This is a genomic window from Candidatus Pristimantibacillus lignocellulolyticus (assembly GCA_023639215.1).
GTDB classification, from domain to species: Bacteria; Bacillota; Bacilli; order Paenibacillales; family Paenibacillaceae; genus Pristimantibacillus; species Pristimantibacillus lignocellulolyticus.
Genome location: CP097899.1, coordinates 4,749,508 through 4,762,120, shown reverse-complemented (window position 1 = coordinate 4,762,120; position 12,613 = coordinate 4,749,508). Strand labels below are relative to the sequence as shown.

The 12,613-nt window shown below is 38.2% G+C and carries 12 protein-coding genes; 11 read left to right on the top strand and 1 reads right to left on the bottom strand.

Features of this window, described 5'->3' with window-relative positions:
* Positions 1-12 precede the first annotated feature (12 nt).
* From NAG76_20735 to NAG76_20690, 10 genes are all read left to right on the top strand, one after another.
* On the top strand, positions 13-2,835 hold the full coding sequence (locus tag NAG76_20735; GenBank protein ID URN94220.1) for a glycoside hydrolase family 9 protein: 2,823 nt from the start codon (positions 13-15) through the stop codon (positions 2,833-2,835).
* A 12-nt stretch (positions 2,836-2,847) separates the two neighbouring features.
* Positions 2,848-3,807: an ROK family protein gene (locus tag NAG76_20730; protein ID URN94219.1), complete on the top strand. Its 960-nt coding sequence runs from the start codon at positions 2,848-2,850 to the stop codon at positions 3,805-3,807.
* A gap of 31 nt (positions 3,808-3,838) precedes the next feature.
* Entirely contained in the window at positions 3,839-4,483 is a 645-nt protein-coding gene (locus NAG76_20725; protein ID URN94218.1) for a ThuA domain-containing protein, read from the top strand.
* A 2-nt stretch (positions 4,484-4,485) separates the two neighbouring features.
* Positions 4,486-5,262, top strand: coding sequence for a sugar phosphate isomerase/epimerase (locus tag NAG76_20720; protein ID URN94217.1), 777 nt, complete (start codon positions 4,486-4,488; stop codon positions 5,260-5,262).
* Between the two features lie 61 nt (positions 5,263-5,323).
* The gene (locus NAG76_20715; protein ID URN94216.1) at positions 5,324-6,604 is read left to right on the top strand and encodes a sugar ABC transporter substrate-binding protein; all 1,281 of its coding nucleotides are present in this window, start codon (positions 5,324-5,326) and stop codon (positions 6,602-6,604) included.
* A gap of 117 nt (positions 6,605-6,721) precedes the next feature.
* Positions 6,722-7,666, top strand: coding sequence for a sugar ABC transporter permease (locus tag NAG76_20710; protein URN94215.1), 945 nt, complete (start codon positions 6,722-6,724; stop codon positions 7,664-7,666).
* Positions 7,659-8,459, top strand: coding sequence for a carbohydrate ABC transporter permease (locus NAG76_20705; GenBank protein ID URN94214.1), 801 nt, complete (start codon positions 7,659-7,661; stop codon positions 8,457-8,459). Before NAG76_20710 ends, NAG76_20705 begins: the two co-directional genes overlap by 8 nt.
* A 7-nt stretch (positions 8,460-8,466) precedes the next feature.
* On the top strand, positions 8,467-8,877 hold the full coding sequence (locus tag NAG76_20700) for a VOC family protein (GenBank protein ID URN94213.1): 411 nt from the start codon (positions 8,467-8,469) through the stop codon (positions 8,875-8,877).
* 52 nt (positions 8,878-8,929) lie between these two features.
* Positions 8,930-9,691 carry a ThuA domain-containing protein gene (locus NAG76_20695; GenBank protein URN94212.1) on the top strand — a complete coding sequence of 254 codons (762 nt, stop codon included), beginning with the start codon at positions 8,930-8,932 and terminating at the stop codon, positions 9,689-9,691.
* Positions 9,692-9,748: 57 nt separating this feature from the next.
* On the top strand, positions 9,749-10,837 hold the full coding sequence (locus NAG76_20690; GenBank protein URN94211.1) for an SIS domain-containing protein: 1,089 nt from the start codon (positions 9,749-9,751) through the stop codon (positions 10,835-10,837).
* 135 nt (positions 10,838-10,972) lie between these two features.
* Here the strand turns inward: NAG76_20690 and NAG76_20685 are convergent, their stop codons facing one another.
* Complete coding sequence (locus NAG76_20685; GenBank protein ID URN94210.1) at positions 10,973-11,230, bottom strand: hypothetical protein; 258 nt, start codon at positions 11,228-11,230, stop codon at positions 10,973-10,975.
* Positions 11,231-11,457: 227 nt separating this feature from the next.
* Here NAG76_20685 and NAG76_20680 point away from each other — a divergent pair, with 227 nt between their 5' ends.
* Positions 11,458-12,513, top strand: a complete 1,056-nt coding sequence (locus NAG76_20680) for a MerR family transcriptional regulator (GenBank protein URN94209.1) — start codon at positions 11,458-11,460, stop codon at positions 12,511-12,513.
* Positions 12,514-12,613 lie beyond the last annotated feature (100 nt).

The window sequence follows — 12,613 nt, the reverse complement described above, 5'->3', positions numbered from 1 at the left end:
AGATAATGCCCTATGCGCAACAGCATGTTCTATAAGCAACTAGAAGAAAGTGGTATGGTTCATCGTCCTTTACCGCTAGATGAAGCAGAATACTTTGAAAATAGTATTAAAGATACAACGGTAATAGCGTCTAGAGTGTTAGATGAGTGTATTAGTCTGAAGTTTTGGGAGGTTGATAGTGCTGCACAGATGTCGCTAAGCTCTGACTATTGTTTAGATGAACAACAAAACATTAAATTTGTATCCCCCACAAGATTTGATCATTGGCCGGGTAGTTACGCACGAATTTACTATACGCCTTATCTTACTCGGGTTGTGAATAATGAAGATTGGACTGACTTTGATCGTATTTCCTTAAGTATTCGTCCTGAAATGCCTGGTTTTAAGTTCGTAAGTTTACATATTCAACTTGTGAACGAAGGTAAGGAGCCAGTGCCGGATCGATATCAACGTGAGGGATGTCACAATATTAATTTGAGAAATCATGAGTGGAACCATGTAAGTATAGAAATTCCTAACGTTGCTAGAGATAAAATTACAGCCTTCAAAATTGGTTACGATATGGTAGGTAATGAAACAGAAGCAGTGGATCATGCTTGTTTTTACTTCTCACAGATTAAATTAGAGAAGTTAGAAAAAACAGCTAAGTGGATTGGTTGGGAACCTGCACAAAACGAAATTATATTTTGTGGTACTGGATATCAAACAGGCTCAATTAAGAGAGCGATCGCTCATCATACTTTAGCAGACCGTTTCAAAGTAGTAGATGCTAGCACTGGTAAAGTAGTGTTCGAGAGTGAACTTGAACGCATTGAGAATGAACAAGGAAAATTCGCGATTATGGACTTCTCAGTGGTGAAAGACGAAGGTAACTATCTAATTGTATGTGGTGAGAAGATTACCCGTACCTTCCCGATAGCTGATGATGTTTGGGAAAACTCGATTTGGAAGACGATCAATCTGTTTTTCGCAGAACGATGTGGATACGAGGTCCCTGGAGTGCATAAGTACTGTCATGGTAATGTCCTTAATCATCATGGTGACAAAAGCGTAGTCGCAAATGGCGGATGGCATGATGCAGCTGATATGTCTCAAAATTTGACCAACACTGCTGAAGGAGTCTATTCCTTCTTCCAAGCAGCAATTAATCAAAAAGATAATATTGAATTATTCGATAGATTGATTGAAGAAGGAAAATGGGGATTAGATTGGATGCTTCGTACTCGCTTTGGTGATGGATATCGAACAATGGGAAGTGGCGGCTCAGTCTGGACGAGTAACATTATTGGTAGCTGTGATCAAATGAATAGTGAAGCGCAAAACCTTGCAATTGAGAATTTCATGGCATCTGCAGCTGAAGCATTAGCATCAATGGTACTGAAGGACGCTGATCCGGAGCAAAGCAGATACTTAAAGCAAGTTGCAAAAGAAGATTGGGGCTTCGCATATGAGAAGATCGACTTTGAAGAGTATACCGAGGCAATGGATCCAGCGCGCGTATCCTCACCAGTTCTTCTGTATAGTGTGGGAGTACTAGCAGCTTGTCATATTTATGAGGTAGATGGTGATGAGTACTATTTGGAGAAAGCGATAGAGATTGCGGAGAGAGTAATGGCATGTCAGCAGCAAGATTATCCAGATTGGGATATTCCAATGACTGGATTCTTCTATAGAGATGAGAAGAAAAATCAGATTCAGCATTATAATCATCGATCGCATGAGCACGAACCAATAATGGCCTTAAGTTTATTATGTCAGTTACTTCCGAATCATCCGAGCTGGACACGTTGGTATCATTCTATCGTTCTTTATACAGAATACTGTAAACAGTCTATAGCGATTACAGCTCCTTATGAGATGAGTCCTGCTTCGATATATCACGAGGATGAAGCGGATAATGATGCTGAGCTATTCCTGAAACAGCAAGCATTTGCACATCCTGGAATGCTCGATGAATACAAGGAGCAAGTTAGAAATGGTATAGCGCTAGGAAAAGGCTACTATTTAAGAAGATATCCGATTTGGTTCAGTTATCGAGGAAATAATGGTCTAGTACTTGGTACTGGTAATGCTCTAGCTTATGGTGCTACCATTCGAAATGATTACGAACTTGAACAACTAGCGCAGAGACAATTGGAGTGGATCGTCGGGAAAAATCCATTCGGTCAATCGTTAATGCTAGGCGAAGGCTATAATTATGCAGCACAATATGTTTGTTTACCTGGGTCATTGAGCGGTTCGTTATGTGTAGGTATCCAAAGTTATCGTAATGAGGATGTTCCATATTGGCCACAGAGTAACAATGCAGTTTATCGAGAAATGTGGATCCATCCAAGTGTTCGCTACTTATTACTTGCTAGTCATATTAATAAAAAATCTAAAGTTTACGGATGGCTGTCAGAACATGCAGATTCGTTACTAAGAGCAGTGTGTTTGCTTACTGGGAAGGAATATAGTGTGCAAACTGCAATTCGAACAGGTGAGTTCAGTCTAGAACTTCCAAGTGGTGAGTATAAGTTCATCTGCGACGAGAAATCTACACAGTTAACGATTGTAAATGGCGCAGAGTATGAACTTACAAATGAATTTAATAATTATGCAATCAAGTATGAGGTAGAAGAACGGTCCGTTCATATTGAAATTTTGGTGACTGGTGATGATGAAGTTAGCTTCGAATGTCGTGCTAACAATATACAGACTTCTCCAGTTATGACAGCTAGTCCTGGCCAAGTAACAAAGCATACAGCACTTATAGAACATGATAATAAACCTTGGCTTCTTGTACTGATTCCTAATGGTATCATGCAAAATAAAATTGAGATTCGCTCTAACTAGGTGGTGAAAGTGATGGAAAGAACGGTACTTGGGGTAGATCTTGGTGGAACGAAACTATTAATTGGGCAGGTAAATGAGTCAGGGGAGATATTGCGAAGTAAGCAGTATCCCTCAGGATTTCTTAATCAAGAGCAAGCACTACGACTTATATTACTTTCAATAGAAGATTATATTTCGACAGTGGGTTTTGTTGAACCATATCCAGAAGTGATCGGTTTAGGAATTGTGGGACTCATTGATCAAAGTAGTGGTCAATGGATCATGATAGATCCTGATCGCAAAAGCCCGATACCGATTGCTAACATATTAGGAGATCGCTTCCAAATGGCAATTGGCATCGATAATGATGTGAAAGCAGCTACTCAAGCTGAGCTAAGGTTTGGACTTGGGCAAAACAGTAAGGACTTTATTTATCTAAATATTGGAACAGGTATCGCGGCCGGCTTTGTATCAGAGGGAAACTTAATTCGAGGTTATCAGAATGATTCAGGAGAGATCGGTCATTTATCAGTAAATTATCAAAGTAATACACCTTGTGTTTGCGGGCGCTTTGGCTGTGTAGAAGCACTTGCTTCAGGTGGAGGAATGGATCGACGGATTAAGTTACTTGGTCAGCGATATCCGGAATCACCTCTACTCAAACTTGCTTCACTTGGTTTTGTAGATGCAAGAGACATATTTGCTCTTGCTGATGAAGGCGATCCACTTGCGAGGCTCATTGCACATGATGCAGTGGATGCAGCATCAGAGTTAATTATTAATCTGGTTAGAGTAACAAATCCTGAACTTATTCTATTAGGTGGAGGCGTCGCAGGGAGTAGTTGGATGCGCACAGAGTTACCTAAACGACTTCATATTAGAGCAATGAAATCAGTTCATAAAGGTGTGCAGTTATCACAACTGGATCCAGCAGTGGTCGGATTAATCGGAGCAGCAGCAGTTGGTTTTGCTAAGCAAGAAACTTTATATTAATAAATGAAACGTCAAAAGGAGTGTAAGTACTATGAAAAAACAAGTCGTAATTATTTGGAATGATTTCTATCATCCGAAAGAAGTGATTGCTCCTGCTGTTCAAAAGCTATTTGCAGAAGGGTGGGAAGTGACAACAACTGAGCGTTTACGAGATTTAATTGAGATGGAGAAAAGCCCTGATCTTGCAATTCTTTATACGAATGGTCGACCTGATGGAGAAGCTGATATTACTTTTGAAGAACAAGAGCTTGTCATTGAAAAGGTTGAAGCTGGTATGGGTATATTGTTCTATCATGCGGGTCTTGTACTTATTGACGAGCAGAGTCCATTCTATGTGAAACTGAATTCCGGTCGTTTTGTTCATCATCCTGAACAAACATCAGTTACTGTTACACCACTGTTGAATGTTGATCATCCGATAACGAAAGGGATTCAACCATTTACCCAAAAAGACGAGCATTATTTCTGTCAGGTCGATATTACTAGAACGAATCTGCTAGCTTGTGCGACTTCAGTTGATATTACAGCTGCTAGTGTTTGGTGTCATGCCTATGGTTCAGGTAAATTGGTAGCAATAAGTCAAGGTCATACACTTGAAATGCAAAATGATCCGGAAATGCTTAAGTTAGCTACTAACACTATTAATTGGTTAACAAAGGGTGAGGAGGCTAATTGATAATGAAATTAGCGCTTGCAATGTATACCGTATATGAAGAGCTTCAGCAAAGCCTAGAAGAAACACTCTCAGCTATTAAAAAAATGGGCTATCAGGGAGTTGAATTTTATGGAGAAACTAGCTGGCCAGCGGTTGATGTGAAGCGACTGTTGGAAGTCAATGAATTAGAAATATGCGGCTGGCATGTTGAGTGGAAACTACTACAGTCTGAGACAATCGCTGAAACATTACAGTACCACCATGAATTAGGAAATCCTAATATCATTATTCCGTGTTTGGGTGGTCCTTGGAATGTAGCACATACAGCAGCAGAAAATAATAAGGAAACTTGGCTAGCGCATGCCAAAAAAATGAATGAAATTGCAGTGCAAGTTGAAGCGGCGGGTATGACATTAGGCTACCATACTCATGCACATGAATTTGAAGATGATTTCGATGGTTTATCGCCATGGAATATATTGCTTGAACACACGAAACCATCTATTTTTCTAGAGCTTGATACTGGAAATTGCTTAGAGGCTCATTATGATCCTGTGAAAGCATTACAGGAAGCAGTAGGAAGAATTAAGGTTGTTCATGCTAAACCGTATAGTTTGGAAGGGGGGATTGAAACAGCGATAGCCTCACCGGTTGATTTAAATAGCTGGTCAACTATTATCAATCAATGTCACTTACAACATTGTCAATGGCTTGCGATTGAGAATGAAGCAGTAACATTAGGAGGTAAGCTAGATGTCGCTGAACGAGATCTAAAAAGTATGCAACTTGTAATGAAATGAATGACAACGCTTACTGAAACAAAATGACTTTTGGTGTATATCAAATTAGGGGGAATTGCAAATGAAGAAAACATTAGCTATCTTAATGACATTTACATTGCTTTTTGTTCTAGCAGCATGTGGAGGGAATTCTAAACCAGCAAATGTAAATACAGAGAAAAGCAATACTGGTGGAGATAAGAAATCAAATGTGACGCTAGAGTTCTGGACATTATCATTACAACCTACTTTTACAGATTACATTAACGGAATTATTAAAGATTTTGAAAGTGAGAATGAGGGAATCAAAGTTAAATGGACAGATCTGCCTTATGATGCGATGCAATCCAAATTAGTAGCACAAATTGCTGGTAGCATGTCACCGGACGTTGTGAATATTTGGACTACGTTATTGCTTGGTATGGCTGGTAAGGATGCACTAGTTGATCTAAATACTGCTGCAAGTGCAGAACAATTAGCGCCATACTTGGAAAGTCTTACAAAATCGAACATGATCGGTGATGGAATGTATGGGATACCTTGGTATGTAACTCCTCCAATCTCCACATACAATACAGAACTAATTCAAAAAGCAGGACTTGATAGCCCACCGAAAGACTATAAAGAAATGCTTGCAATGGCTAAACAAGTGAAAGATAACACTGGTGCGTTCCTGTATTTCCCTAATGAGATGGCACAAGTGCTTTACAGTAATGGTATCGAGCTATTAAGTGTAGACAAGAAGTCAGCAGCTTTTAATACACCAGAGGCAGTAGCACTTCTAACAGAACTTAAAAAAGGTGTAGACGAAGGTTGGATGCCTAAAACGGATTGGAATAGCTGGGATCAAATGATTAAGCTATACGCTCAAGATAAGCTAGCTCTAATTAGTCTTGGTGCACAAACGGTTACCAGAATTGAAAATGAAGCTCCAGGATCTGTTAGTAAAACTGCAGTAGGAGCACCATTACTTGGGAACGCTGGGATTGCTCAAGGAGCTCTTCAAAGTTTAGCTATTCCTAAAGCATCCAAGAATCAAGAGGAAGCGATTAAATTCGCGACATTTGTATCAAGTGATAAGTATTTATTGGAATTCGCAAAACTAGCAGCAATTATGCCAACAACGCAAACAGCTGCTGCAGATCCATTCTTCACATCTGATACAGAAACGTTATCAGGTCAAGCACGCGCTGAAGCAGCCAAAGCGACTGCAGTGAGCTTTGATTTGGGTCTCGGAGTTGAGAAGGAAAGTGAAGTTATCTCGTTAATTAACGGCATGTTCGAATCTATCATGCAAGCTAATAAAGATCCTCAAACTGTACTAACTGATGTAGAAGCTAAAGTAAATGCGTTATTGAAATAAGTTATTTTGGATCTGACAGACAGAAAAGTTATCTGTCAGATCCATCTTTAATTGTCCTTTGTTTGCCTCATTCTTGTAATGAGAGTAGCGGACCACACAATGAAGGAGATGAATCATATGGCACGTACTAGCGCGGCTTCAAGCTATATTCCCACAGAGAATAACGTTAAGCCAGTGAAGAAAATGAACAAAAAGCTTCGAATGAGTTTTATTTCTTATCTCTTTATGGCACCGGCGTTAATTCTAGTTTCTATATTTGTTATTTATCCGATCGTATACAGCATACCGTTAGCATTTACAGATTATTCAGCGATAGGTGATACACATTATGTGGGGTTCGATAATTTCAACCGCGCTTTCCAAGATGAAGAATTTTGGATTGCTATGAAAAACTCTGCTCTTTTTGTGGCTTGTGTGCCTGTATTGCAATTTTTATCTATTCTATTGGCTGTAGTTGTTAACACTAAATTAAAAGGTATCGTATTTTTCAGAGTGATGTATTATATACCGGTTATTACGTCGATGATTGCTATTTCTATTATGTGGAGTTTTATTTTCAATCAGGATGGAATAATTAATAGCTTACTTCTTGATATGGGTATTATCAATTCTCCCATTTATTTTCTTGCTGACACGAAATATGCATTATTCTCTCTTATGTTTGTTACCATCTGGCAAGGTCTTGGTTATTATATGATGCTATATTTGGCAGGTCTTCAATCTATTCCAGCGGAGTTACTAGAATCAGCAATGATTGATGGTGCGAATAAAAGGGTAGCATTTTTCAAGATTACACTTCCAATGCTACAACCGTATATCTGGTTCTGTACACTATTTAGTGTACTATCAGCGCTAGGTGTATTCGATGTGGTATTTGCAATGACAAAAGGTGGACCTGATGGCTCGACGATGGTTATGAATCTCTATACTTATAAAAAAGCGTTTAGTTCCTTTGAATTTGGTTATTCTGCAGCAGCAGGATTAGTTATGAGTGTTATTACGACGCTCTTCAGTTTATTAATCTTTATTTATGGTAGAAAGGGCGGATCAGACAATGGCTAAAAAAGCGCTCTTATATGTCATCTTAATCATTGTAGCTATTATATGTGCTGGACCATTCTTTTGGATGTTAAGTACATCCTTTAAGGGCAATGAAAACATTTACGAGATGGCGTTAATACCTCAGAATCCAACTTTCGCAAACTATGTGGGCGTTGTAGAGTTTTTACAACTCCACAAATATATATGGAATACATTATATATGACCTTCTTTGGTATTTTACTAGATGTGATTTTTGCATCATTATGTGCCTATCCACTTGCGAAATTCGATTTCTACGGAAAAAAGTTAATTATTACTGTTCTACTAGTAACGCAAATTCTTCCGGCGGCTGCGGGACTTATCGTCAATTATATAACAGTGGGTGCGCTTGGTATGATGGGAAGTTATTGGGCTGTTATTATACCAAGCTCAGTTGCCGTATTTAGTATTATACTATTTCGTCAAGCGTATTTCTCCGTATCGAATGAGGTTCTGGAGGCAGCTAGAATTGATGGTGCGTCAGAGATTAAAATCTGGTATCGCATCATGGTGCCTCAAATTATGCCAACCGTTTCTACAGTTATTATTTTTGATTTCATTAACAAATGGAATAACTTCCTATGGCCGATTATTGTACTCGATTCGGATAAATATCCTATCGCAGCAGCGCTAAATAATCTTCAAGGGGCATTTAACTTCCAATTTGGTTATATTGCTGCAGCAACAATAATTTCAATCGTACCTATCATCATTATTTTTGTCTTCTTCCAAAAGAATTATATTAACTCCGTTGCAGGAGCGGTGAAAGGATAGATTAAGGATGAACGTTACTAAACCAAGTGTTCACCATATTGGGATGACTTCTTTTAATTTTGATGAAACAATAAAGTTTTATCAAGAAGGTTTGGGCTTTACTATTAAGCATATATGGGGGCGTGATCAACGAGTCTATATGATGGATATGGGAGATGGCGCTTGTATTGAAGTATTCGATGGTGGTCAAGAGGAAACTCCGCCAATGGGGCGTTGGTTACATGTTGCCATTCGAACTGACGATATTCAAGCAAGCTATCAACGGGCAATTGCAGCTGGTGCTAAACCTAAGCTTGAACCTACTTATGCAGATATTTTGGAAGCAAAACCAAAGCCCGTTTATATGTATTTTGCTTATGTTATCGGCTTTGATGGAGAAGAAATTGAGTTTATCCAAGAACTTGATTCTGAGCAGTAGATATTAATTTGATCAATAAATTACCCGAATCATCAAAGAAGGGGAGTTTACAATGAGTAAAATACGAGTAACCGTTTTTTGTGAACATAATCAGGATAAACATGAGCCTGTGAAAAGTGTTTATCCCGATGGCATGCATACAGCGATTGCAGCAGCCTTCGATGACAAAGAATTTATTGTTACGATAGCTACTCAAGATATGCCACAGCATGGTCTAAGTGATGAAGTGCTTAACAGTACAGACGTCCTATTCTGGTGGAGTCATATCGATAATAATTTATTGGACGATAGGGTAGCTAATGCGGTATGCAAACGTGTCGTGCAAGATGGTATGGGTTTTGTAGCACTACATTCTGCAACGTTCTCCAAGCCATGGCAACGATTGTTAGGAATTGAATTCGAAGCGGGTGAATGGGGACGTTTTCGCACAATGCCTAAAGGCGAGAAGGAACGTTTATGGGTAATTACACCAGGTCATCCTATTTGCCAAGGAATATCTGACTTTATCGAGATTCCAAAAGATGAAATGTACGGAGAACCTATGATCATCCCAGATCCCGATAAATTATTATTTATCGCATGGTGGGAAGGCGGAGATGTTTGCCGAAGTGGAGTTCTTTATGATCGTGGAAGAGGGAAGGTTTTCGGGTTCACACCTGGCCATGAGACTTTCCCGATCTATTATCAAGAGGAGATTCGTCAGGTACTGCGAAATGCAGCAAGATATTTGGCTCCCGATCCGCGAATGATCATCCAGTCAGGAGAAGGTCATTTGTCAGGTGATCCACGAGAAGATCTTACGCATTGCATGTAGTTCATATACAGATAAATTCCATCATCAAGTATGACGAGATGGAAAAGGAGGATTAGGATGGAGATTAAGCCAACGATGAAGTCATATATTCTTGAGCAAGAGCAAATGACCTTGCAGATTTTAAGTCAATATCCAAGTAGTGTGGAGGCAATGGCTAGACAAGCTCTTGGGAAAAAGTACTGGCTAGTTCTTGCAACTGGTTCTAGTATAAACGCGGCACAAAGTGCTCGCTATTATGTAGAGAAAATGACTGGTGCGCTATTGGATGTAAGAGAACCATTTCATTTCACTAATTATGATCAGTTGTCAGATCACATCGATTATATTGTAGGTGTTTCACAAAGCGGTCAAAGTACGTCAACTATCGGCGCGCTAGAACGAATTAAACTAGAGAGTGGCCTTCCAATTGCGGCTCTTTCCAGTGATGTTCAAAGCACAATGTCTGAAGTTGCAGACGTTATGGTTGATGTAGGTTGTGGCAAAGAGCGAGTAGGCTATGTCACGAAAGGTTTCACAGCAACCGTATTAACGTTGATGCTTGTAGGATTACGTATAGGCCAATTGAGTGGTACAGTTACTGAAAAAGAAGTTCAAAGTCAATTGAATCAATTTAATATTGCATGTCGTTCTATTCATCGAATTATTAATAAAACTGAAGTTTTCTATGAACAGTATAAGGAAGAACTTCTAATAGCACCTAAGTTTACTGCTGTCGGTTATGGCCCTTCTGTTGGAACGGTAAATGAATTTGAAACGAAATTTATTGAGACTGTCCGCGTGCCGACAAGAGGTATAGAGCTAGAAGCATTTATGCATGGTCCTTATTTGGAAGTTAATAAAGAACATCGTATTTTCTTTATTGAAACAGAAAGTAAGGTTAGAGATCGTATGATACGATTAAAGCAATATGAAAGTAAGTACACAGCTTATACGTATTGTATCCAACTTGAAGCATCAAGTGATACTCGTACGATTGGATTAGATCTCGATATTAATGAATGGATGGCACCGCTTGTTCTTGTCATTCCGTTCCAGGTGCTTGCCTACCATATTGCAGAGGATAGAGGCAATAATCTAAGCCAAAGAATCTATACAGATTTTGGAGTAGCGATGAGTAGTAAAACGGCACCAGGAGACTATGTGTAGAACAATGAGTCATTACTCATATGAAATAAATAAGTGAAGAACCTTATTATATTCCTTTATTTCAATAGGCTGCATTTGCTCACTGATGATGTGAACAGATGCGGCCATTATTTACTTCTATCGTACAATATTAAATTACCGCGATATCCCTTTGACTTTATTGAGTTGAAACCACTCACCATCTATTCGAATCGTTCCACTCTTCGTATCGATATCCTCGATTATGCCTATTAAGCGTAAGTCTTCATAATCATCAAATAATTGAAGTTCAATCATAACATGCTGAGATTTTGAAATTAGTATCTCCTGTAATAACTGATCGTAATTAGAGTAAGTGGTCATATAGGAGCAACAATGTTGCTTAGTCGATTGAAAAGATATGTTTTCGTTCATTTCTATCACCTCAACCACTATTATATACGAACATTTGTTCTGTATCGATTATTTGTGATGAAATGATTCAGTTGCAGAGAAAATATAATAAACATGGGAATTATTGGAGTGTTATATTATAATACGATTACAAGTTATAAGTGATGATAGCGATATACATTATTTTAATTATGGTTAACGTTTGTTACACGATAGTAGTATCGGGATGAAGAGGAGTTAAAATAAGCATGAAAATACAGGAAGTCTGTTCTCGAACAAGTCTTACTGAACAATTGATTCTTGAATGTGTAGAAAGAAAGCTGATATCTCCTAATATTGAAACCATTAATGGTGAGAAGCATTATATATATACCGAAGACAACATAGAACAGTTAATAGTAACCGCAGCTCTTACAAAATGGAATTTTAGTATGGAGCATATAATTGCACTACAAACTCAACCTGAGCAGATAAATGACATATTGTCTCAACAACTTAATGTCTCACCTCAAAAAGAGAATCAAGATCTTGCTGTTATCAAAGCAATTGAACGTATTCAGCAGGAAGTGATCTCAGATGCCAAACATCTTGTTGAACGGTTGTCAGTTGAAGTAAGCCGTACTCCATTACATAAATTTGCATATCAGTATAAAATATCACAATTTGAAACTGAATCTGCGGAAGAGAAAGAACTTGCCTATGAGAAATTTATAGCTGCTCAGAAAAAACGTGATGTGCTACATAAAATTATTAAACCAATTATAATCGTTATAGTGTCTTTAATTTGTCTAGCTATTGTTACGAGGATATTATATTTAATATCAGGTATTCCACATAACATTGATAAAGAACTCTCTGCAGTTCAATTTCGTATGGACGATGGAACAATTGTAGAAAATACGAAAATTACGATTAAAGGCAAGTACTATACACAGTGGTTTAACTACAAGAGATTTGAAGGGACATTTAGTATTCATAATAATGAGTTTACAAAAGTTGAGAATTCAAGCTATATTTCGTTTCTCCAAGAAGTAGACAATCACTTATTTGGTTTTATAGATATCTCATCCTTTCTAAATGGAACTGTGAGTTCAAGCTTTAATGGAGTTATCCGAATGTCAGATGATTTTTCCAAAATAAGCATCAATATATTTGAACCGTTAGATAGTGATTCGAATACGGCGGAAGAAACGGAAATGAAAAAAGATTTAAAAACGACGAAAGATTTATGGATCGTTGCACCAGCAAACTCAAGAGCAGAAGCACTTAGTACATGGAACGAATTGCAAAATAAGTTACCTTGATAAATATAGAAAAAATGCGAGCGGCACCATGTAGTAAGCAGCGTCGCTTGCATATATTTATTAAGAACTAATTAAAAGTATTTTTTTGTTTGACAAAGAA

Bases quoted from the DNA above. Each gene is read 5' to 3' on its own strand.
- NAG76_20715 (URN94216.1), top strand. From the start codon at position 5,324: ATGAAGAAAACATTAGCTATCTTAATGACATTTACATTGCTTTTTGTT.
- NAG76_20720 (URN94217.1), top strand. From the start codon at position 4,486: ATGAAATTAGCGCTTGCAATGTATACCGTATATGAAGAGCTTCAGCAA.
- NAG76_20690 (URN94211.1), top strand. From the start codon at position 9,749: ATGGAGATTAAGCCAACGATGAAGTCATATATTCTTGAGCAAGAGCAA.
- NAG76_20695 (URN94212.1), top strand. From the start codon at position 8,930: ATGAGTAAAATACGAGTAACCGTTTTTTGTGAACATAATCAGGATAAA.
- NAG76_20730 (URN94219.1), top strand. From the start codon at position 2,848: ATGGAAAGAACGGTACTTGGGGTAGATCTTGGTGGAACGAAACTATTA.
- NAG76_20705 (URN94214.1), top strand. From the start codon at position 7,659: ATGGCTAAAAAAGCGCTCTTATATGTCATCTTAATCATTGTAGCTATT.
- NAG76_20735 (URN94220.1), top strand. From the start codon at position 13: ATGCGCAACAGCATGTTCTATAAGCAACTAGAAGAAAGTGGTATGGTT.
- NAG76_20680 (URN94209.1), top strand. From the start codon at position 11,458: ATGAAAATACAGGAAGTCTGTTCTCGAACAAGTCTTACTGAACAATTG.
- NAG76_20700 (URN94213.1), top strand. From the start codon at position 8,467: ATGAACGTTACTAAACCAAGTGTTCACCATATTGGGATGACTTCTTTT.
- NAG76_20725 (URN94218.1), top strand. From the start codon at position 3,839: ATGAAAAAACAAGTCGTAATTATTTGGAATGATTTCTATCATCCGAAA.
- NAG76_20710 (URN94215.1), top strand. From the start codon at position 6,722: ATGGCACGTACTAGCGCGGCTTCAAGCTATATTCCCACAGAGAATAAC.
- NAG76_20685 (URN94210.1), bottom strand. From the start codon at position 11,230: ATGAACGAAAACATATCTTTTCAATCGACTAAGCAACATTGTTGCTCC.